This window comes from Microbacterium meiriae (genome assembly GCF_040702565.1).
GTDB classification, from domain to species: Bacteria; Actinomycetota; Actinomycetes; order Actinomycetales; family Microbacteriaceae; genus Microbacterium; species Microbacterium meiriae.
This window is the reverse complement of record NZ_JBFBLJ010000002.1, coordinates 1,128,725-1,149,465: the sequence shown is the minus strand read 5'-3', so window position 1 is coordinate 1,149,465 and position 20,741 is coordinate 1,128,725. Positions and strand designations below refer to the sequence as shown.

The window sequence follows — 20,741 nt, the reverse complement described above, 5'->3', positions numbered from 1 at the left end:
TAGTCTCAACTCCATCAGGGTTTGAAACGATTCATTCCCTCAATGGAGAGAGAAATGATGTCCTCACCCACGACGGCGCCCGTGCTCGAGCTCGCCGACGTCCAGAAGGCCTTCGGGTCGGTGATCGCCCTGCGCTCCGGCACCATCGCCGTCCACCCCGGTTCCATCCATGCGCTCGTCGGCGAGAACGGTGCCGGCAAGTCGACCCTCGTGAAGATCGTCGCCGGTCTCTACCAGCGCGACGGCGGAGTCTTCCGCCTCCGCGGCGAGGACGTCGACTTCACCTCGACCGCGCAGTCGAAGGCCGCCGGCGTCGCGGTGATCTACCAGGAGCCGACACTCTTCCCCGACCTCTCCGTCACTGAGAACATCTTCATGGGCCGCCAGCCGGTCGGGCGGTTCGGACGGATCGATCGCAAGGCCATGCGCCACGAGGTCGAGCGCCTCTTCACCCGCCTCGGCGTCACGATCGACCCCGACCGTCCCGCCGAGGGCCTGTCGATCGCGGACCAGCAGGTCATCGAGATCGCCAAGGCCGTCTCCCTCGACGCCACGCTGCTCATCATGGACGAGCCCACCGCGGCACTGTCCGGCGTCGAGGTGGAGCGTCTGTTCGCGATCGCCCGGAGCCTGCGCGACGAGGGCCGCGGCCTCATCTTCATCTCGCACCGGTTCGACGAGGTGTTCGCGCTCTGCGACACCGTGACGGTCATGCGGGACGGCGCGTACATCGCGACCTCCGCCATCGCCGAGACCACCGTGGACGAGCTCGTCCATCAGATGGTGGGTCGCGAGGTGTCCGAGCTGTTCCCGAAGCAGGAGGCGACGATCGGCGAACCGTTGCTCGAGGTCGAGGGGCTGACCAGCCCCGGCCTCTTCCACGACATCTCCCTCTCCGTCCGCGCCGGCGAGATCGTCGGACTGGCCGGCCTCGTCGGCGCCGGACGCAGCGAGGTCGCCCGCGCCGTCTTCGGCGTGGACGGGTACCGCGAGGGCAGCGTGCACATGAAGGGGCGCCGTATCCGAGCCCGGCGCCCGGTGGACGCCATGCGCGCCGGGCTCGCCCTCGTCCCCGAGGATCGCCGCAAGCAGGGCCTCGTCATCGAAGCCGGCGTCGGTGGGAACATCACCCTCGCGATCCGTCGGCGCCTCGCCCGCCTCGGCCTGCTCACCACGGCGATGGAGAACCGTGCCGCCCGGGAGTGGGCCTCACGGCTGGAGGTGAAGACGCACGCGCTCGACACCGTCGCCGCCACGCTCTCCGGCGGCAACCAGCAGAAGGTCGTGCTCGCGAAGTGGCTCGCGACGCAGCCGCAGGTGCTCCTCATCGACGAGCCCACCCGCGGCATCGACGTCGGCACCAAGTCCGAGGTGCACCGTCTGCTGTCCCAGCTCGCCGGTCAGGGCATGGGGATCCTGATGATCTCGTCCGAGCTGCCCGAGGTCCTCGGCATGGCCGACCACGTGCTCGTGATGCGCGAGGGTCGCATCACGGCCGAGATCCCCCGCTCGGAGGCCACCTCCGAGAACGTCATGTTCGCCGCGACGCACGCATCGGAGCTCAGCTCGTGACCACCGCCATCCCCGTCTCCGCGCTCACCAAGCGCATCTCCGGTCTCGGCAGAGCCCGCGAGTTCGGCATCCTCCTGGCCCTCGTGCTCGTGGTGACCGCCGCGACCCTCAACAACCCCAAGTTCTTGTTCAGCGCCGACGGCTGGCGCGACCTGCTGCTGACGCCCTCGATCCTCGTGCTCGTCGCGGTGGGACAGGCCATCGTCCTCATCACGCGCAACGTCGACCTGTCCGTGGGGTCCGTGATGGGTCTGACCGCCTACCTGACCGGACGACTCTTCATCGACATCCCGGGCATCCCGATCGTGCTGGTCGTGGTCGCCGCCGTGGTGCTCGGCGCCGTCCTCGGCCTCATCAACGGCGCGCTCGTCGCGTACGCCAAAGTGCCGGCGATGGTCATCACCCTCGGCACCCTCTACGCCTACCGCGGCATCAACGTGCTGTGGACCGGCAGCGACCGCGTGAACGCGTCCGACATGCCGCGCGACTTCCTTGCCCTGGGCACGGGCCAGCTCCTCGGCATCCCGATCCTCGCGATCGTCGCGGTCCTCGTGCTCGCCGTCGCCGCCTGGTACATGAAGAACACCCGCGGCGGCCGGGAGTTCTACGCGATCGGCTCCGACCCGGCGGCGGCCGAGCTGTACGGCCTGCGTGTCACCCGCCGCGTGCTCACCGCTTTCGTCCTGTCGGGGGCCCTCGCCGGACTCGCCGGCGTCTTCTACGCGGCCCGCTACGGCACCATCAACTCCCAGGCGGGAGCGGGATGGGAGCTGGACGCGGTGGGCGCGGCCGTCATCGGCGGCGTCGCGATCACCGGCGGCATCGGCTCGGTCTGGGGTGCGGCGATCGGCGCCGTCCTCCTGCTGACCATCAACCGGGCGCTGCCGATCCTCGGCATCCCCGACTTCTGGCAGCGTGCCGTCGTCGGCCTGCTCATCATCGGCGCCATCGTGCTCGACCGCGTGCTCGCGGTACGGCAGAGACGGCGTCTCATCGAGGCGAGGGACGAATCATGACCACCGCGACCGCCACCGCGACCACCCGCGTCATCCGCGACTACGACAAGCCCCTGTGGCGTCGCCTCCTGCTCACCCGCGAGGCCGCGATCGTGGGTCTGCTCCTGCTCGTCGCGATCGTCTCGGCGTCCAGCATCCGCGGGTTCGGACAGCCCATCACGCTGACCTACCTGCTGCTCGACATCGCCCCGATCCTGCTGATCGCCCTGCCGATGACCCTCATCATGATCACCGGCGAGATCGACCTCTCGGTGGGCAGCATGGTCGGACTGTCCAGCGTCGTCACCGGCGCGCTGGTGCAGGCGGGGATCCCTTTCGAGCTCGCGGCCCTCGCCGCCCTCGTCGTGGGCGTGGTCGGCGGAGCGTTCAACGGCTTCCTCGTGACAGTCGTCGGCCTGCCCTCGCTCGCCGTCACGATCGGCACACTCGCGCTCTTCCGCGGCCTCGCCGTCGGGCTGCTCGGCACGGCGGCCGTCACCGACTTCCCGGAGTTCTGGACGGCTCTCGCCAAGGCGAAGATCGCCGGGACCCCCATCCCCGTCATCACGATCCCGTTCCTCGTGCTCGTCGCGGTCTTCTCGGTCCTGCTGCACTTCACGCCGTTCGGCCGCGGGGTGTACGCGATCGGTCTGTCGAAGGACGCGGCCCACTTCTCCGGTGTGCACGTCGAGCGCACGAAGCTCATCCTGTTCGTGCTGTCCGGGGCGGTCGCCGCGTTCGCCGGCACCTTCTACACGCTCCGCTACGGCAGCGCCCGCGGCGACAACGCCACCGGCCTCGAGCTCCAGGTCATCGCGGCCGTCGTGCTCGGCGGCGTGTCGGTGTTCGGCGGTCGCGGCAAGATCTATGGCGTCATCGCCGCCGCCTTCCTCATCGGAGCGCTCGCGAGTGCACTCCGCCTGGTGAACGTCACCTCCGACGTCATCAACATCATCACCGGCACGCTCCTCGTGATCTCGGTGGTGGCCGCAAGCTTCCTGGCCTGGCTGCAGAAGGCACGCCGCCGACCGGGCAGACCCCCCGCCGGTGCCGCCACAGCGACGAAGGCACCGATGGACGCCGCATCCGCGGCATCTCCCGACGAAAGGAACGAACAATGACGTTTGCACGCAAGCGTGTCACCGCCTTCGCAGCCCTCGCGGTGGCGGCGGCGGTCGCACTCACCGGCTGCGCCGGCTCCACCGACGGCGGAGGAGACGGCGGCGGCGACGGGTCGGACGCCTCGATCACCTTCCTGCCCAAGAACCTCGGCAACCCGTACTTCGACACGTCCAGCGAGGGCGGCAAGAAAGCCGTCGAGGAGTTCGGCGGCACGTTCTCCGAGGTCGGCCCGGCCGAGGCCACGCCCGACGCTCAGGTCAGCTACATCAACACGGCCACGCAGCAGGGAGTATGCGCCCTCGTCGTCTCGGCCAACGACCCGCAGGCCATCTGCGACGCGTTGAACGAGGCCAGGGACGCCGGCGTCAAGGTCGTCACCTTCGACTCCGACACCAACACCGACTGCCGCGACCTGTTCATCAACCAGGCCGACTCCGAAGGCATCGCGAAGGTGCAGATCGACCTCATCGCCGAGCAGATCGGCGGCGCCGGGGAGATCGCCATCCTCTCCGCCTCGGCCAACGCCACGAACCAGAACGCCTGGATCGAGCTGATGGAGGAGTACGTCGCCAACGAGTACCCCGACATCACGATCGTGGAGACGGTCTACGGCGACGATGACGACCAGACGTCGTTCGACAAGACGGCCGCGCTGCTGCAGACCCACCCCGACCTCAAGGGCATCGTCTCGCCCACCACGGTCGGCATCGCCGCCGCGGCGCGCTACCTGTCGACGTCCGACTTCAAGGGCCAGGTCGCGCTGACCGGCCTCGGCACGCCCAACCAGATGCGCGAGTACGTGGAGGACGGCACCGTCACCGCCTTCGCGCTGTGGAACCCGGCCGACCTCGGCTACCTGGCCGCCTACGCCGCGCAGGCCCTGATCGCGGGTGACATCACCGGTGAGGAAGGCGACACCTTCGAGGCCGGCGACCTCGGCGAGTACACCGTCGGCGCCGACGGCGTCGTCCTGCTGGGCGACCCGTTCGTGTTCGACGCCGACAACATCGGCGACTTCGACTTCTGAGTCGCCCTCCGGCCGGCGCTCCCCGCGGGCGCCGGCCGGACCTCCGAGAGGAATCGCATGACCCGCGTCGCCTTCCAGCTCCAGGTGAAGCCCGAGCTGCTGTCCGAGTACCTCGCCCGCCACACGCCGGTGCGTCCCGAGATGCTCCGCGAGATCGCGGCCGCCGGCCGGCGCGACTACAGTCTCTTCCTCGGTGCCGGCGGCGTGCTCTTCGGCTACTACGAGACCGATGACGATGCGGCCGCGCAGGCCTACCTCGCCGCCTCCCCCGTCGCCGCACGCTGGGAAGCCGAGATGGCCCCCTTCTTCCTCGACCTCGACGGCCGTCCCGATCAGGCCGCCACCCCTCTCACCGAGGTGTTCCACCTCGAAGACCAGCTCGCCGCCGCCGGCGAGAGCGTCACACCCGCCACCGACAACGAAGGCCGTGCATCGTGAGCATCCTCACCCCCGACATCCTCGCCGCGCTCGAGAAGCAGAGCATCGAGCTGCCCAGCTGGGCGTTCGGCAACTCCGGGACCCGGTTCAAGGTGTTCAGCACTCCCGGCACGCCCCGCGACCCGTACGAGAAGATCGCGGACGCCGCGCAGGTCCACGCCCACACCGGGCTCGCCCCGACCGTGGCGCTGCACATCCCGTGGGACCTCGTCGACTCGTTCGACGACCTGCGACGTCACGCCGAGGACCACGGCGTCTCCCTCGGCACGGTGAACTCCAACACCTTCCAGGACGATGACTACAAGTTCGGCGCCCTCACCCACGAGGATGCGGCCGTCCGCCGCAAGGCCATCGATCACCACCTGGCCTGCATCGACGTCATGGACGCGACCGGCAGCCGCGACCTGAAGATCTGGCTCGCGGAGGGGTCGAACTATCCCGGGCAAGCGGATCTGCGCGGCCGGCAGGATCGGCTGCACGACTCTCTGCAGCAGATCTACGCGCGCCTCGGCGACCACCAGCGCCTCGTGCTCGAGTACAAGTTCTTCGAGCCGGCGTTCTACCACACCGACGTGCCGGACTGGGGGACGTCCTACGTGCAGGTGACCGCCCTCGGTGACAAGGCGATGGTCTGCCTCGACACCGGTCACCACGCGCCGGGCACCAACATCGAGTTCATCGTCATGCAGCTGCTGCGCCTCGGAAAGCTCGGCTCGTTCGACTTCAACTCCCGCTTCTACGCGGACGACGACCTCATCGTGGGCGCCGCCGACCCGTTCCAGCTGTTCCGGATCCTGTTCGAGGTGATCCGGGGCGGAGGGCTGAACAACCCCGACGTCGCGTTCATGCTGGACCAGTGCCACAACATCGAGGACAAGATCCCCGGACAGATCCGCTCCGTGCTGAACGTGCAGGAGATGACAGCGCGTGCGCTGCTCGTCGACCGCGAAGCCCTGACGACCGCTCAGCGCAGCGGGGACGTGCTGACGGCGCACGCCGTCTTCATGGACGCCTTCTCCACCGACGTCCGTCCGGCGCTGGCCGAATGGCGAGAGGGACGGGGTCTCCCCGCCGACCCGATGGCGGCCTACGCGGCCTCCGGGTACGGGCAGCGGATCGCGGAGGAGCGCGTGGGCGGCGTGCAGGCCGGCTGGGGGGCCTGAGCCGATGACCGCGCACGACATCCGCGACCACGTCCTCGACGGCCCGCACGGTCCGCTGCGTGTGCGCGTCTACTCCTCGAAGTCGCCGAGCGGCCACGGCCTGGTCTGGGCGCACGGCGGCGGATTCGCGGGCGGCGACATTGACATGCCGGAAGCCGACGCCGTCGCACGGGCGTTCGTAGATCGGGGAATCGCGGTCGTGAGCGTGGACTACGCTCTCGCCCCGATCACCCCCGAGTGGACCGCGCGCCTCGGCGCGCCCGAACGCGGCGGCGTGCACTACCCCGTCCCGCACGACGAGATGGTCTTCGCGTTCCGCTGGGCCGCCACGTCGGACGTCGCCACGCGAGGATGGGCGATCGGCGGAGCCAGCGCAGGTGGCAACCTTGCGACCGGCGCGGCGCTCCGCCTCTCCCACGAGGGCGGCATCGTGCCCGCTCTCGCCGTCCTCGCCTACCCGACGTTGCAAGCGGTGCAGGCGGCGCCCGGCCCAAAGCTGCGCGCCCTGCTCGACGGAGATCCTTCCGCCGACGTGTTCACCCCCGACTTCGTGCGTGGCATGTATGAGAACTACCTCGGCGGCGACCCCGAGACGGCGGACGTCTATGCCATCCCCGGCACCGCAGCATCCGCGGCGCTCGTCTCCTTCCCGCCCACCATCATGGTCAACGACGAGACCGACGAGCTCCGCGTGTCCGGCGAGACATTCGCCCGAGCCCTCACCGCCGCCGGCGTCGAGGTCGCCGTCGCTGTCGAGCCGGGCACCACCCACGGCCATCTCAATCGCCCCGAGGAATCCGCGTTCGCCTCGACGATCGATCGGTTCGCGGCTCGGATCCTGCAACTCCCCTGACTCTCCGGCGCCGACCGGGTATTTTCACTTTCGAACCGAGGACTCGCATGACGAACCCCACCGCCGCCGAACTACTCGCGCGGAGCAACCGCCTGGGCGCCGACCCCAAGAACACGAACTACGCCGGCGGCAACACGTCCGCCAAGGGCACCGAGATCGACCCCGTGACCGGGCAGCCGGTCGAGCTCCTCTGGGTCAAGGGGTCGGGCGGGGACCTCGGCACGCTGACCGAGAACGGCCTCGCCGTCCTCCGCCTCGATCGCATGCGCGCGCTCGTCGACGTCTATCCGGGCGTCGACCGGGAGGACGAGATGGTCGCCGCCTTCGACTACTGCCTCCACGGCAAGGGCGGCGCCGCCCCCTCGATCGACACCGCGATGCACGGCCTGGTCGACGCCCCGCACGTGGACCACCTCCATCCCGACTCGGGCATCGCGATCGCCACCGCCGCCGACGGCGAGGAGCTCACGAGAGCGATCTTCGGCGACCGGGTCGTCTGGGTGCCGTGGCGCCGCCCGGGCTTCCAGCTGGGGCTGGACATCGCGGAGATCAAGGCGGCGAACCCGCAGGCCATCGGCACGATCCTCGGCGGACACGGCATCACCGCCTGGGGCGATTCCTCCGAGGAGGCGGAGGCGAACTCCCTCTGGATCATCGACACCGCCGCCGCCTACATCGCGGAGCACGGGTCCCCCGAACCGTTCGGCGGCACGCGCTCGGGCTTCGAAGCCCTGCCGGAGCCGGAGCGCCGCGCGCGGGCGGCCGCCCTCGCCGGAACCATCCGCGGGCTCGCGTCGACGGACAAGCCGATGGTCGGTCACTTCACCGACAGCGACGTGGTCCTCGACTTCCTCGCCTCCGAGAAGGCCCCGGCCCTCGCCGCTCTCGGCACGAGCTGCCCCGATCACTTCCTGCGCACCAAGGTCAAGCCGCTCCTCCTCGACCTCCCTGTCACGGCGACCGTGGAGGAGCAGACAGCACGGCTGCGGGAGCTCCACGCCGCCTACCGCGCCGACTACCAGGCCTACTACGACGCCCACGCCACGGCCGAGTCGCCGGCGATCCGCGGCGCGGATCCGCTGATCGTCCTCGTGCCCGGCGTCGGCATGTTCTCCTACGGGGCGAACAAGCAGACCGCTCGGGTCGCCGGCGAGTTCTACGTGAACGCCATCAACGTCATGCGCGGTGCCGAGGCGCTGTCCACGTACTCCCCCATCTCCGACGCCGAGAAGTTCCGCATCGAGTACTGGGCACTGGAGGAGGCGAAGCTGCAGCGCATGCCGAAGCCGAAGTCCCACCAGGGCCGCATCGCCCTCGTCACCGGTGCCGCGAGCGGGATCGGCAAGGCCATCGCGACCCGCCTCGCCGCGGAGGGCGCCTGCGTGGTCGTCGCCGACCTGGACCTGGACAAGGCCAGGGCCGCGGCCGCCGAGCTCGGGAACGACGACGCGGCGATCGGCGTGGCCGCGAACGTCGCCGACGCCGATGCGGTGCAGGCCGCGATCGACCAGGCGGTGCTCGCGTTCGGCGGCCTCGACCTCGTCGTGAACAACGCCGGCCTCTCGCTGTCGAAGCCTCTGCTGGAGACGACCGAGAAGGACTGGGATCTCCAGCACGACGTGATGGCGAAAGGCTCGTTCCTCGTCTCGCAGGCGGCGGCTCGGGTGCTCATCGACCAGGGACTCGGCGGCGACATCGTCTACATCTCCTCCAAGAACTCCGTCTTCGCCGGCCCGAACAACATCGCGTACTCGGCGACGAAGGCCGATCAGGCGCACCAGGTGCGTCTGCTCGCCGTGGAGCTCGGTGCGCACGGCATCCGGGTCAACGGCATCAACCCCGACGGCGTGGTCCGCGGGTCCGGGATCTTCGCCTCCGGCTGGGGAGCGAACCGGGCGGCCACGTACGGCGTCAAGGAGGAGGACCTCGGCCAGTTCTACGCCGACCGCACGATCCTCAAGCGCGAAGTCGTGCCGGAGAACGTCGCGGACGCCGTCTATGTGCTGACCGGCCCGGAGCTGAGCCGCACCACCGGTCTGCACATCCCCGTCGACTCCGGCGTCGCCGCGGCGTTCCTGCGATGACCGACGACCGCTCGCCCGCGACCGTACGGCACGTCCGTGCGGTCGCGGCGGTGGATCTCGGCGCCACGAGCGGTCGGGTGATGATCGGCCGAGTGGGACCGGGTGTCCTGGAGCTCGAGCCCGTGTCGCGGTTCCCGAACGGACCGGTGACCCGCGCCGACGGTCTGCACTGGGACTTCGACGCCCTCGTCGCCCATGTCCTCGACGGCCTCGCGGAAGCGGTGCGCCGAGAACCGAACATCGAGTCCATCGGCATCGACTCGTGGGCGGTCGACTACGGCCTCCTGCGTGCCGGTGAGCTGCTCGCCGAGCCGTTCCACTACCGCGACGACCGCACCGCCGGCGGCGTGGACGAGGTCCACGCCCTGGTCCCGTTCGAGGAGCTCCACGCCCGCAACGGCCTGCAGTTCCTCCCGTTCAACACGCTCTACCAGCTCCGGGCGGACGAGCTCCGACACGACGCCGACACCGCGCTCCTCATCCCGGACCTTCTCGCCTTCCTCCTCACCGGTGCCCGCGTCGCCGAACGGACCAACGCCTCGACGACAGGCCTGCTGAACGTGGAGTCCGGCACCTGGGATGTGGCGCTCGCGACCCGTCTCGGGATCGACGCCTCCCTCCTGGCGGACCTCGTCGATCCCGGCACGGTCATCGGCCGGCTGCGCCCGGAGGTGGCAGAGCGCATCGGCGCCGATCTGCCGGTGATCGCGGTCGGTTCGCACGACACCGCGTCGGCGGTGGCCGCCGTTCCGATGACGTCGCCCCGCGCCGCGTACATCTCCTGCGGCACCTGGGGGCTGGTCGGTGTGGAGCACGCTCAGCCGATCCTCACGGACGCGGCCAGGGAAGCGAACTTCACCAACGAACGCGGTGTGGACGATCGGTTCCGCGTCCTCCACAACGTGACCGGTCTCTGGCTCCTCAGCGAGACCGTGCGCGCGTGGGAGAGCGAAGACGGCAAGGCCATCGACCTGTCAGGGCTTCTCGACCAGGCGGCCGCCACAGCGCCGCCCTCCGCCGTGTTCGACGCGAACGACCCCTCGCTGTCGGCCCCCGGGGACATGCCGACGCGTATCGCTGGCCTCCTGCACGCACACGGTGCCGTCGCGCCCACCGATCGTCCGGCGTTCGTCCGGCTCGTCGTGGAGAGCATCGCCGCCGCGTTCGCCGACGCGGTCCGCACGGCGGGCCGGCTCTCCGGGCAGTCTCTCGACGTCGTCCACCTTGTCGGCGGCGGGTCTCTCAACCGGCTGCTGTGTCAGGCGACGGCGGACCGCACCGGGCTTCCCGTCCTGGCAGGGCCTGTCGAGGCGACCGCCCTCGGCAACGTCCTCGTCCAGGCGCGGGCTCTGGGCGCGGCGCCGGCCGAGCTCTCGGAGCTTCGCGCCCTCGTCGCCGCGACGCATCCGCCGGCGGCCTATCGCCCGCGGAGCTCCTGAGCCCCGGTCAGCGCACGTTGCCGTTCGAGCACGTCTGCTGCGCGGCGGAGTTGCCCTTGATGGAATCGGGAAGCGCCACGACGTCCGGAGCCGTCGTGGGGGTCGGCGTCGCCCCCTGTGTCGGCGTGGTGGGCTCCGCGGGCTCGGTCGGAGTCGTCGGTTCCTCCACGACGACGCCATCGTTGCTGGTGTTCTCGTGCGTGATCTGCAACTGGGCGTTGGCCTCGATCGCGTCCCAGAGGGCGGCGGCGGCCTCCTCGTTCGGCACGACCTTGTTCGGGTCGTCCCAGTCCTCCAGGGTCGGATACTGCACGAACACGATGTCCTCGAACGGCACCGACTTCACGGCCAGCGCGATCTGCACGATCATCATCGGGTCGGCGAGCGACGTGCTCGTCTCCAGGTTCTGGATGCCGGTGTTGGCGAGCTTCAGCATGACCGGCACGTTGCCCAGCACCTCGCCGCTGATGAGCTTGCGGGCGAGACTGGACATGTACTGCTGCTGGTTGCCGATGCGGCCCAGGTCGCTGCCGTCGCCGACGCCGTGCCGGGTGCGGAGGAACTGCAGAGCCTCGAGGCCCTGCACGGTGTGCGTGCCGGCCGCCATGTCCAGACCTGTGTAGCGGTCCCGGATCGGGTTCGCGAGGCAGACGTCGACCCCGCCGATCGCGTTGGTGATCTCGATGACACCACCGAACGTCACGGAGGCGGCGAACTGCACCTCCTGGTCCGTGAGCGCCGAGATCGTACGGACGACGCAGTTCAGCCCGCCGTCGGTGTACGCGACGTTGAGCGGCTGCTTGCTCATCGCGGCCGTGGCGTTACCGTCCTCGTCCTCGCACGACGGGATCGGGATCATGAGGTCACGCGGGAAGCTGACGACGGTGATCCGCCGCGGCTCCTCGGACACGTGCACGAGCAGGTTCACGTCGTTGAGCGTGCCCTCGGCGTCGCCGCCGGTGCACCGGTCGCCGAAGTACTGCTTGTAGTCGTCCTCGCAGGTGTCGACTCCGGCGAGGACGAGGTTGAACCCACCCTTGTAGGCCCCGATGTCCGGCGGCAGGTCTTCCTGCCCGTCGAGATCGACGGCGTTCGCGGAGACGGTGCTGGAGAAGTCGAGGTAGAAGTAGGCCGCGACGCCGATGCCGCTGACGAGCACCACCGCCATGCTGATCGCGAGAAGCCGGAGGAGCTGGCTGACGGGACCGGGCGAGCGCAGCTGACCATGTCGCGCGACGGTGCGGCGGCGTCGGGTGTTCTCGCTCACTCGGGCCCTTTCGGATTCAGCGACGGCGGGGGTACCGCGCTCAGGAAGCGGAGGGTGTGGGATTCGAACCCACGAGACATCTCTGCCCACTGGTTTTCAAGACCAGCTCCATCGGCCGCTCGGACAACCCTCCCGACAGAAACTTCTGTCGACCAGGCGCGAGTCTAGCCGAGTTCTATTCTCCGGCGTCGACCTGGGCGGGCGCTGGAAGCGTGTTCAGGGCGGCGGCGAGCCCTCCCCGCTCGACGTCGGCGGTGATCTCCCCCGCGGCGTCCTTCACCTCGACCGGCGCCTGTCCCATGGCCACCGCGCGTCCGCCGCCGCTGCGGGCCCAGCCGAACATGCCGATGTCGTTGCGTCCGTCCCCGGCGACGAGCACCCGCGCAGCGTCGAGACCGAGTTCGTCCCGCACACGCTCCAGGGCCGTGCCCTTGTCGACGCCCTGCGGAGCGATGTCCAGCCAGGCCGTCCACCCGATCGCATAGGAGACCTCGTTGAGGCCGGCGTCGGCGACGAGCCGATGGAAGTCGTCCTCGTCGTGTCCGGGCGAGACGACGACGATCCGGGAGACGGGAAGGGCTCCGAGCTCCTCGAAGTCGACCTGGCGTCCCCCGTCGAGAGTCCAGTCGTCGAGCTGCTCGGTGAACAGGCGCCGGCCGGAGCCGAGCTCGACCATGTACCGGGCGTCCGGAAGCCGATCCCGCAACAGGGCCAGCACGGGTGTCGGGTCGAAGGTCTCGACGTGCCAGCGCTCCCAGTCATCCCCGTCTCGGCGCATCGTCACGGCACCGTTGGAACACACCACGTAGTCGGCGGTGAGGCCGAGCTCCTCCACATAGCGGCGGGTCGCCATCCAGCTGCGGCCGGTGGCGATGGTGACCACGTGCCCCGCCTCGCGGACACGGGTGATGGCCTCGGGAACCCCGGGGCTCATCGTCTCGTCCTGGAGGAGGATGGTCCCGTCGACGTCGAGGCCGACCAGCCAGGGCGCCGTCACCGGGTGCTCTGCTCGTCGGCGAGCGGGCGGATCACCTCGAGTCCGCCGAGGTAGGGGCGCAGGACCTCGGGGACCCGTACCGAGCCGTCCGCCTGCTGATGCGTCTCGAGCAGGGCGACGATCCAGCGCGTGGTCGCGAGCGTGCCGTTGAGGGTCGCGACATGCTGGGTCTTCGGCGCCGTGCCGCCCTCCTCCGCCGCCGGGCGGTATCGCACGTCGAGACGACGCGCCTGGAAGGTCGTGCAGTTCGACGTGGAGGTCAGCTCGCGGAACGCTCCCTGGGTGGGGACCCATGCCTCGATGTCGTACTTGCGGGCTGCGCTGGACCCGAGGTCACCTGCCGCCACATCGATCACCCGGTACGCGAGACCGAGCGAGGTCAGCATCTCCTCCTGGAGAGCGACGAGGCGCAGGTGCTCGGCCTCAGCGTCCTCGGCCGTGGTGTAGACGAACATCTCCAGCTTGTTGAACTGGTGCACGCGGATGATCCCGCGGGTGTCCTTGCCGTGCGAGCCGGCCTCACGGCGGTAGCAGGTCGACCATCCGGCGTAACGGAGCGCGCCAGGTGCCAGATCGACGATCTCGTCCTTGTGGTAGCCGGCGAGGGCGACCTCGCTCGTGCCGACCAGGTAGAGGTCGTCGTCCTTGTCGAGGTGGTAGACCTCATCGGCGTGCTCGCCGAGGAAGCCGGTGCCCTGCATGATCTCGGGGCGCACGAGGGTGGGCGTGATGAGCGGGACGAAGCCGTTCTGCAGCGCCTTGTCGAGAGCGAGGTTCATGAGCGCGATCTCGAGCCGGGCGCCGATCCCGCGGAGGAAGTAGAAGCGCGCTCCGGAGACCTTGGCCCCGCGCTCCATGTCGATGGCGCCGAGCATCTCACCGAGCTCGAGGTGGTCGCGCGGCTCGAAGTCGAACGCGGAGACCTCGCCCACGCGGCGCAATTCGACGAAGTCCTCCTCACCGCCGGCGGGGACACCGTCGATGACGACGTTCTCGATCCGCGCCAGTGCCGTGGCCGCGGCCTCGGCCGCCTCGTTCGCCGCGTGCTGCGCCTGCTTGACCCGGTCGGCGAGGTCCTTGGCCTGCGCGACCAGGGCGGCCTTCTCCTCCTTGGGTGCCTTCGCGACCTGCTTGCCGAACGCGTTCTGCTCGGCGCGCAGCTCCTCGAATGCGGCGAGCGCGGCGCGGCGCGACCGGTCGGCCTCGAGTGCGACGTCGACGGTGCTCTGGTCGTTGCCACGGGCAGCCTGCGAACGGCGGACGATCTCCGGGTTGTCGCGGAGGAGTGCGAGGTCGATCATCCCGCAAGTCTACGAGGTGCGAGGGGAGGGCCCGGGCGGGCGGTCTAGAGTAGCGCCATGACCACGAGTCCCCCCGTCCTGAAGCAGGCGGCGCTCGTGTACAACCCGGTGAAAGTGGACGGGAAGCGCCTGCGCGCTCAGGTCCGCGACCTCTCCCGCGAAGCGGGGTGGGATCACCCCGCTTTCTATCCGACGACCATCGAGGACGCGGGGCAGGGGGCGACGGCGGAAGCGCTCGCACGCGGGGTGGACGTCGTGCTCGTGGCCGGCGGCGACGGCACGGTGCGGGCGGTCGCCGAAGCCATCGCCCGCACGGGTGTCCCACTCGCGATCCTCCCGAGCGGCACCGGGAATCTCCTCGCGCGGAACCTCGGCCTCCCGCTGACCGACCCTGCGGAGATGATCCGCGCCGCGCTGGGCGACTTCCACCATCCGATCGACATCGGGTGGGCACGGATGACCAGGGAGGACGGCAGCGAGGAGGAGCACGCCTTCGTCGTGCTCGCCGGCATCGGTCTCGACGCCGACATGATCGCCAACACCCGAGCCGACCTGAAGAAGTCCGTCGGCTGGATCGCGTACGTCGACGGCGCGGCCCGGTCCCTTCCGCGCGCGAAGCCCTTCCGCGCCGTGTACCAGATCGGCACGGGACGCCTGCACTCCACGAAGGTGCACAGCATCCTGTTCGCGAACTGCGGCACCCTCCCGGCGGGCATCTCCCTCATCCCGGACGCCTCCATCACGGATGCCACCCTCGACGTCGCGGTCATCCAGCCCACCGGCGTGCTCGGCTGGCTGGGCGTCTGGCGGAAGATCTGGTGGGACAACTCCGTGCTGCGCCGCTTCCGCGCCGGACGCTTCGTGCTCGATCGCCGCGGCACGGACGCGTCCGTCCACTACTTCCGCGGCGCCCGCGCCGAGGCCGCCGCACCCGGCCCCACGCCGATCGAGCTCGACGGCGACGAGTTCGGGGAGGCCGTGCACGTCACCTGCCGGGCGGACCCCGGTGCGCTCCTGCTGGCGCTGCCCACCGGGCACCCGGTGCACATCCTCTGACCAGGGGCTGCGGACTCAGCGCACCTCGACCGTGCCGTCGAGTCCGCCACCGACGAGCGTCAGCTGGAACGGACCGTCGTCGTCGACGTCATCCTCGGGGAATTCGACCACCGTAGCCCGCGGCGCCATGTCCATGGTGCAGACCTGGTTCTCGTCGGTGACGAAGGACACGGTCCCCGTGGATCCGTCGGCCTCGGCGGATTCGACGACCGGAGCACAACTGGAGGACCCCCAGGTCAACAGGACGAGCCCGCCGTCGTCGAACCAGCCGGCCGACGGCTGGTACTCGGTCGCCGAGCCCGGCGTCGCCGTGGCCTCGGGGTCGGCATCGACATCGATCTCGTCGAGCAGGTCGCCGTAGGTCACCACGAGGGTGATGTCCTTCGTCGGGTCCACGCCCTCGGGCAGAGCGCCGACGCTCGCCCGCGGCGCGAGGTCCGCCGTGCACGCCTGCTCCGTCGCGCCATCGCCTTCAGGTTCGACGAGGGTGACCGAGACCCGCTGCCCCTCGGCGGTGATCTCTTCGACCTGAGGCAGGCACGTCGAGGATCCCCAGCTCACGATGGCGAACATCCGCCCGTCGTCGAGGAGCGTCGCGTCCATGTCGTCCTGCTCGTCGCTGCTCCCGGCGTTCCCGGGGCCGCTGGAGGGATCCGACGTGGTGTGCGGTGCGGTGCCGCCCGGGCCCACCGTGCAGCCGGCGAGGACGAGGGCCGCGGCGAGCGCGGAGGACACGGCGATCACGAGCCTGCGGGGAGTCATGCCCTCAGGGTAGCGGCGGGTTCCTCCGCCCGAAACGGGGGTTGACGGAATGCCCGCTCACTGCAGTGCGGAGGTGAGCCGCGCGAGGTTGTCGAGCACGGTGGAGCGCAGGGGCTGCTGCATCCATTCCTCGAGGCTCAGCTCCCTGCTCAGCGACCGGTACTTGTCCTCCACCTCGCGCATCTCGGCGACGAACTCCTCGCCGCGCACGAGCATCGAGACCTCGAGGTTCAGGCCGAAGGAGCGCATGTCCATGTTGCTCGAGCCGATGACGGCGACCTCGTCGTCGATGGTGAGGCTCTTCGTGTGGAGGATGTACGGCTTCCGGTACATCCAGATCCGCACGCCGGCGCGCAGCAGCGCTTCGTAGTAGCTGCGCTGCGCGTGGTAGACCATCGCTTGATCGCCCTCCTCCGAGACGAACAGCTGCACCTCGACCCCGCGGTCCACGGCCGCGGTGACCGCCAGCAGCAGGGCCTCGTCGGGCACGAAGTACGGGCTGACGATCATGATCTGTTTCTTCGCCGCGTAGAGGAGCGCGAGGAACAGCCGCAGGTTGTTCTCGACCTCGAAGCCGGGACCGGACGGCACGACCTGGCAGTCCAGGTCCCCGGAGCCGATGTTGGCGTGGGAGATGTCGATCTCTTCGAGCACCTCATCGGTCTCGCTGTACCAGTCGCTGAGGAAGATCGCGTTGACGCTCAGCACGACGGGTCCGTCGAGCCTGACCATCAGGTCGACCCAGTGCAGACCGCGCCGGATGTTCTTCGGCAGGTTGTAGGTGGAGTCCGTGATGTTCTGCGAGCCCAGGAAGGCGATGTTGCCGTCCACGACGAGGAGCTTGCGGTGGTTGCGCAGGTCCGGCCGCTGCATCTTGCCCTTGAGCGGCTGCACGGGCAGCATCAGGTGCCACTCGGCGCCCATCTCGTTCAGACGCGCGATGGTCTGGCGGTAGCGGGGCTTGCCGCGGTTCGCCCAGTGGTCCAGGAGCACGCGCACCGCCACGCCCCGCGCGGCGACCTCCTCGAGGGCGCGGAAGAAGTTGTCCGTCGAGTCGTCGGACTGCAGGATGTAGAACTCCACGTGCACGTAATCCTGCGCGGTGCGGATGGCCTCGGCCATCTCGTCGAGCGACTCCTGGTAGTCCGAGATGAGGTGCGCGCCGTTGTCCCCGGAGAGCGGCAGGGCACCGAGGCGCTGGTTCATCTGCACGATGGGACCGAACCATGCGGGGGCGTTGGGCCGCAGCGTCCCGAAGTGCAGGTGCTCGCTCGTCTCGGCGATGTACTCGTTGATCTGCTCCTGCTTCCGGCGCCGCGCGCGCGGCAGGCGGGGGTTCCCGATCAGCAGGAACAGGAAGACGCCGACCACCGGGATGAAGAACACGGCGAGGAGCCAGGCCATCGCCGCGGTGGGGCGGCGGTTGCGCGGGATGACGATGACGGCGGTGACGCGGATGATGATGTCGAGCACCAGGACCACGGCGGCGACCCACCAGCCCCAGGACTCCGCGGTCATCACGCCCCCTCACCCACACCGGGGATCGTCACCCCGGGGCGCACCGGACCCGGCGCGCTCGCTTCACAGTAGCGGATGGGTCGGGCTCAGGCCCGCGGAGGCAGCCCGCGCGCGGCGCGTTCCTCGGCCTCGATCTGCGCATGGACCTTCCGTTCCGTGCGGTCGAACCGCAGGATGCCGCGGAGCACGACGAAGAAGACGATGCTGACGCCGACCGTCGGCAGGAGCGACCATGCCGCGGCGAGCCAGAAGTTGTCCATGCCTCCATCGTACGCGAGCGACTGATCGTGCACAGGCGGCGCTTCTCAGGATTCTCATCCACATGGGTCCATCACCGGTCCGACGGGCGCGAAGGCACGCGAACCTCTCCTCATGACAACCGTGCTCCGCGCCTCCGACTCCGCCCAGTTCCTCAGTATCGTGCCCGCACTCGCCGGCTTCACGCCGCGCGAGAGCATCGCCCTCCTCCCGTTCCACGGCACCCGCAGCGACGGGGCGATGCGCCTCGACCTCCCTGACGCCGCCGTCCCGGTCCTGCACTACGCCGCAGCGGCGGTCGAGCTCGTCGTCCGTGTCCCTGGCACCGACGCGGTGGCCGTCGTGGTGTACACCGACGAGCCCCCGCAGCGCACGCCTGACGGCCTGGTCCTGCCGCACGCCGTGATGGTCGACACACTGCTGGGCTGCGCCGAGGGAGCGGGCCTGCGCGCCGTCGAGGCCCTGTGCGTCACGCCCGAGGGATGGGCCCGCTACGACGACGCCGAGCCGGCGCTCCATCCGCTGTCGGACATCGTTCCCCCGCCGGACGCCTCCGCGCTCGGCGACGTCTCCGGCGACCAGTTCTCCGGCGCGGGACTCCCGCCGGTTCCCGCCGCAGAGGAGCAGCAGGTCGCGCGCGTGCTGCGCGGACTCGACGGCGCGCTTTCGTCCGGGCCTGCCGAGGCCCCCGATCCGGCGGACGCGGAGGTGATCGCGGCGTACGCCCTCCTCGACGACATCCCCGCCTTCCTCGAAGCCGTCGCCCTCGCCCGTGAACCCCTGCAGCCTCTGGCCGCCGCAGCGCTCGTGTGGTGCCTCGGGCGCCCGCCGGTGCGCGACGCGGCCATCGCCCAGTGGGCCACCGATCACCGCCGCGGGATCCGCACCATGGAGGCGCAGCTGGCTTTCGCAGCCTCCGGCGCTCCGGTACCCGACGACATCGGACGGGTGTTCCTCGGTCGCGGCCCGGCGCCGGACGGCGAGCGCCTTCGTACCGCGCTGCACGCCGTCCGACACGCCACCGCCCTGGCGCCACGAGAAGCGCGCCCCGGACCGCTCACGGTCGCCGCCTGGCTCTCGTGGGCGCTCGGCCGCGCCACGCACGCGGGACGCTACCTCGACATGGCCAGGGAGATCGATCCCGACTACAGCCTCGCCCTGCTCCTGGACACCATGATGTGCGGTGCCGTGCTACCCGAGTGGGCTTTCCGCGGGCGGCGTGGAGAGTGAGCGGCTCGCGGCTACTTGACCAGCGGGAAGAGGATCGTCTCGCGGATGCCGAGGCCGGTGATCGCCATCAGCAGGCGATCGATGCCCATGCCCATGCCCCCGGACGGCGGCATGCCGTGCTCCAGCGCCCGCAGGAACTCCTGGTCGATCGGCATGGCCTCGACATCGCCGCGCGCGGCGAGCTTCGCCTGCTCCTCGAACCGTTCCCGCTGGATGACCGGGTCGACGAGCTCGGAGTAGCCGGTCGCCAGCTCGAAGCCACGGATGTAGAGGTCCCACTTCTCCACGACGCCCTCGACGGACCGGTGCTCGCGTACGAGAGGCGACGTGTCGACGGGGAAGTCCATGACGAAGGTCGGCCGCACGAGGTCACCCTTCACGAAGTGCTCCCAGAGCTCCTCGACGAGCTTCCCGTGCGTGGCCTGGGGCGGCACGTCGACGCCGTTGGCCTCGGCGAAGGCGATCAGGTCCTCGACGGCGTCCGTCGGCGTGACGGTGCGGCCGGAGGCGGCCGACAGCGACTCGTACATCGAGATGCGGTCCCACTCGCCGCCCAGGTCGTACTCGGTGCCGTCCGCCCAGGTCACCGTGGTCGACCCGGCGACGGCGACCGCCGCCTGCTGGACGAGCTCCTGGGTGAGCGCCGCCATCTGGTTGTAGTCGCCGTAGGCCTGGTAGGCCTCGAGCATCGCGAATTCCGGGCTGTGGGTCGAGTCGGCGCCCTCGTTGCGGAAGTTCCGGTTGATCTCGAACACGCGCTCGATACCGCCCACGACCGCGCGCTTCAGGTAGAGCTCCGGCGCGATGCGGAGGTAGAGCTCGGTGTCGAAGGCGTTGGAGTGGGTGATGAAGGGTCGGGCGGATGCGCCGCCATGCTGCACCTGCAACATGGGAGTCTCCACCTCGAGGTAGCCGTGCGCGGCGAACGTGGACCTCAGGCTGGCGTTCACCGCGGCGCGTGCGCGCACGGTCGTCCGCGCCTGTTCCCGCACGATGAGGTCGAGGTAGCGGCTCCGCACCCGGCCCTCTTCGCTGAGCTCGGCGTAGGCGTTGGGGAGCGGCAGGATCGCCTTCGAGGCGATGGCCCAATCATCCGCCATGATCGACAGCTCACCGCGGCGGCTGGAGATGACCTCGCCGTGCACGAAGACGTGGTCCCCGAGGTCGACGAACTCCTTCCACTCGGCGAGCGACTCCTCGCCGACGTTGGCCAGCGAGACCATCGCCTGGATCCGGGTGCCGTCCCCGGCCTGGAGGGTGGCGAAGCAGAGCTTGCCGGTGTTGCGGCTGAAGACCACGCGGCCGGCGACGCCGACGATCACACCGGTCTCGGCTCCGGGCTCGAGGTCGCCGTACTCCGCCCGCAGGGCGGGGATGCTGTGCGTCACCGGCACGGCGACCGGGAACGCCCCGCCGCCCGCGTCCGCGCGCTTCTCGATCAGGCGCTCGCGCTTGGCGAGGCGGACGGCCTTCTGCTCGTGGATGTCCTCTTCGGCGGAAGAGGCGGCCGAGGCCGTTTCGGGCGCGGCGGGCGCGTCAGTCATGTGCGGGGCTCCTTGGAAGTCGTACCCAGTTTACCGAGATGGCGCGGCGGACTCCGGCCGGTCGGGCGGAGACCGACGGCGGGCGTTCTTCCCGCGGCGCGGGGCTCGGTAGCCT

At 70.0% G+C, this 20,741-nt stretch carries 18 protein-coding genes and 1 tRNA gene; 11 read left to right on the top strand and 8 right to left on the bottom strand.

Going from position 1 to position 20,741, the window contains the following annotated elements:
- The first annotated feature begins 54 nt into the window (after positions 1-54).
- Genes AB0310_RS12895 through AB0310_RS12855 form a run of 9 tightly spaced genes read left to right on the top strand, consistent with a single transcriptional unit; the run spans position 55 to position 10,693 of the window.
- A complete protein-coding gene (locus tag AB0310_RS12895; RefSeq protein WP_366237396.1) occupies positions 55-1,572 on the top strand; it encodes a sugar ABC transporter ATP-binding protein in 1,518 nt (505 codons plus the stop codon).
- The gene (locus tag AB0310_RS12890) at positions 1,569-2,588 is read left to right on the top strand and encodes an ABC transporter permease (protein ID WP_366237395.1); all 1,020 of its coding nucleotides are present in this window, start codon (positions 1,569-1,571) and stop codon (positions 2,586-2,588) included. Before AB0310_RS12895 ends, AB0310_RS12890 begins: the two co-directional genes overlap by 4 nt.
- Positions 2,585-3,688, top strand: coding sequence for an ABC transporter permease (locus AB0310_RS12885; protein ID WP_366237394.1), 1,104 nt, complete (start codon positions 2,585-2,587; stop codon positions 3,686-3,688). The genes AB0310_RS12890 and AB0310_RS12885 overlap by 4 nt, the downstream gene beginning before the upstream one ends.
- Complete coding sequence (gene rhaS, locus AB0310_RS12880) at positions 3,685-4,716, top strand: rhamnose ABC transporter substrate-binding protein (RefSeq protein ID WP_366237393.1); 1,032 nt, start codon at positions 3,685-3,687, stop codon at positions 4,714-4,716. Before AB0310_RS12885 ends, rhaS begins: the two co-directional genes overlap by 4 nt.
- A 57-nt stretch (positions 4,717-4,773) precedes the next feature.
- Complete coding sequence (locus tag AB0310_RS12875) at positions 4,774-5,154, top strand: L-rhamnose mutarotase (RefSeq protein WP_366237392.1); 381 nt, start codon at positions 4,774-4,776, stop codon at positions 5,152-5,154.
- Positions 5,151-6,317: an L-rhamnose isomerase gene (gene rhaI / locus AB0310_RS12870; protein ID WP_187663234.1), complete on the top strand. Its 1,167-nt coding sequence runs from the start codon at positions 5,151-5,153 to the stop codon at positions 6,315-6,317. The genes AB0310_RS12875 and rhaI overlap by 4 nt, the downstream gene beginning before the upstream one ends.
- Positions 6,318-6,321: 4 nt before the next feature.
- Entirely contained in the window at positions 6,322-7,170 is an 849-nt protein-coding gene (locus AB0310_RS12865) for an alpha/beta hydrolase fold domain-containing protein (RefSeq protein ID WP_187663233.1), read from the top strand.
- Positions 7,171-7,217: 47 nt separating this feature from the next.
- Complete coding sequence (locus AB0310_RS12860; RefSeq protein WP_366237391.1) at positions 7,218-9,254, top strand: bifunctional aldolase/short-chain dehydrogenase; 2,037 nt, start codon at positions 7,218-7,220, stop codon at positions 9,252-9,254.
- Entirely contained in the window at positions 9,251-10,693 is a 1,443-nt protein-coding gene (locus AB0310_RS12855; protein ID WP_366237390.1) for a rhamnulokinase, read from the top strand. Before AB0310_RS12860 ends, AB0310_RS12855 begins: the two co-directional genes overlap by 4 nt.
- 7 nt (positions 10,694-10,700) lie before the next feature.
- On the opposite strand, the gene AB0310_RS12850 is transcribed toward AB0310_RS12855, so the two are convergent.
- The 4 genes from AB0310_RS12850 to serS all read right to left on the bottom strand — a co-directional run bounded on the left by AB0310_RS12850 (position 10,701) and on the right by serS (position 14,258).
- On the bottom strand, positions 10,701-11,960 hold the full coding sequence (locus AB0310_RS12850; protein WP_280568863.1) for an LCP family protein: 1,260 nt from the start codon (positions 11,958-11,960) through the stop codon (positions 10,701-10,703).
- 48 nt (positions 11,961-12,008) lie between these two features.
- Positions 12,009-12,093 (bottom strand) — tRNA-Ser (locus AB0310_RS12845).
- Positions 12,094-12,135: 42 nt separating this feature from the next.
- Positions 12,136-12,957: an HAD family hydrolase gene (locus AB0310_RS12840; RefSeq protein ID WP_366237389.1), complete on the bottom strand. Its 822-nt coding sequence runs from the start codon at positions 12,955-12,957 to the stop codon at positions 12,136-12,138.
- Positions 12,954-14,258, bottom strand: coding sequence for a serine--tRNA ligase (gene serS, locus AB0310_RS12835; RefSeq protein ID WP_366237388.1), 1,305 nt, complete (start codon positions 14,256-14,258; stop codon positions 12,954-12,956). The genes AB0310_RS12840 and serS overlap by 4 nt, the downstream gene beginning before the upstream one ends.
- A 57-nt stretch (positions 14,259-14,315) precedes the next feature.
- Between serS and AB0310_RS12830 the strand changes: the two genes are divergently transcribed.
- The gene (locus tag AB0310_RS12830; RefSeq protein WP_187663227.1) at positions 14,316-15,314 is read left to right on the top strand and encodes a diacylglycerol/lipid kinase family protein; all 999 of its coding nucleotides are present in this window, start codon (positions 14,316-14,318) and stop codon (positions 15,312-15,314) included.
- Positions 15,315-15,329: 15 nt separating this feature from the next.
- Here AB0310_RS12830 and AB0310_RS12825 read toward each other — a convergent pair whose 3' ends face one another.
- The 3 genes from AB0310_RS12825 to AB0310_RS12815 all read right to left on the bottom strand — a co-directional run bounded on the left by AB0310_RS12825 (position 15,330) and on the right by AB0310_RS12815 (position 17,854).
- Positions 15,330-16,076, bottom strand: coding sequence for a hypothetical protein (locus tag AB0310_RS12825; RefSeq protein WP_366237387.1), 747 nt, complete (start codon positions 16,074-16,076; stop codon positions 15,330-15,332).
- Between the two features lie 57 nt (positions 16,077-16,133).
- Complete coding sequence (gene cls, locus AB0310_RS12820; protein ID WP_363588017.1) at positions 16,134-17,594, bottom strand: cardiolipin synthase; 1,461 nt, start codon at positions 17,592-17,594, stop codon at positions 16,134-16,136.
- Positions 17,595-17,680: 86 nt separating this feature from the next.
- Positions 17,681-17,854, bottom strand: coding sequence for a hypothetical protein (locus tag AB0310_RS12815; RefSeq protein ID WP_167627854.1), 174 nt, complete (start codon positions 17,852-17,854; stop codon positions 17,681-17,683).
- A 112-nt stretch (positions 17,855-17,966) separates the two neighbouring features.
- On the opposite strand from AB0310_RS12815, the gene AB0310_RS12810 reads away from it, so the two are divergent.
- Positions 17,967-19,082: a DUF4192 family protein gene (locus AB0310_RS12810; RefSeq protein ID WP_366237386.1), complete on the top strand. Its 1,116-nt coding sequence runs from the start codon at positions 17,967-17,969 to the stop codon at positions 19,080-19,082.
- Positions 19,083-19,093: 11 nt separating this feature from the next.
- Here the strand turns inward: AB0310_RS12810 and lysS are convergent, their stop codons facing one another.
- Positions 19,094-20,626, bottom strand: a complete 1,533-nt coding sequence (lysS, locus tag AB0310_RS12805) for a lysine--tRNA ligase (protein ID WP_187663223.1) — start codon at positions 20,624-20,626, stop codon at positions 19,094-19,096.
- Positions 20,627-20,741: the final 115 nt, after the last annotated feature.

Bases quoted from the DNA above. Each gene is read 5' to 3' on its own strand.
- AB0310_RS12895 (WP_366237396.1), top strand. From the start codon at position 55: ATGATGTCCTCACCCACGACGGCGCCCGTGCTCGAGCTCGCCGACGTC.
- AB0310_RS12885 (WP_366237394.1), top strand. From the start codon at position 2,585: ATGACCACCGCGACCGCCACCGCGACCACCCGCGTCATCCGCGACTAC.
- rhaS (WP_366237393.1), top strand. From the start codon at position 3,685: ATGACGTTTGCACGCAAGCGTGTCACCGCCTTCGCAGCCCTCGCGGTG.
- AB0310_RS12875 (WP_366237392.1), top strand. From the start codon at position 4,774: ATGACCCGCGTCGCCTTCCAGCTCCAGGTGAAGCCCGAGCTGCTGTCC.
- AB0310_RS12865 (WP_187663233.1), top strand. From the start codon at position 6,322: ATGACCGCGCACGACATCCGCGACCACGTCCTCGACGGCCCGCACGGT.
- AB0310_RS12860 (WP_366237391.1), top strand. From the start codon at position 7,218: ATGACGAACCCCACCGCCGCCGAACTACTCGCGCGGAGCAACCGCCTG.
- AB0310_RS12855 (WP_366237390.1), top strand. From the start codon at position 9,251: ATGACCGACGACCGCTCGCCCGCGACCGTACGGCACGTCCGTGCGGTC.
- serS (WP_366237388.1), bottom strand. From the start codon at position 14,258: ATGATCGACCTCGCACTCCTCCGCGACAACCCGGAGATCGTCCGCCGT.
- AB0310_RS12830 (WP_187663227.1), top strand. From the start codon at position 14,316: ATGACCACGAGTCCCCCCGTCCTGAAGCAGGCGGCGCTCGTGTACAAC.
- AB0310_RS12825 (WP_366237387.1), bottom strand. From the start codon at position 16,076: ATGACTCCCCGCAGGCTCGTGATCGCCGTGTCCTCCGCGCTCGCCGCG.
- cls (WP_363588017.1), bottom strand. From the start codon at position 17,594: ATGACCGCGGAGTCCTGGGGCTGGTGGGTCGCCGCCGTGGTCCTGGTG.
- AB0310_RS12815 (WP_167627854.1), bottom strand. From the start codon at position 17,854: ATGGACAACTTCTGGCTCGCCGCGGCATGGTCGCTCCTGCCGACGGTC.
- AB0310_RS12810 (WP_366237386.1), top strand. From the start codon at position 17,967: ATGACAACCGTGCTCCGCGCCTCCGACTCCGCCCAGTTCCTCAGTATC.
- lysS (WP_187663223.1), bottom strand. From the start codon at position 20,626: ATGACTGACGCGCCCGCCGCGCCCGAAACGGCCTCGGCCGCCTCTTCC.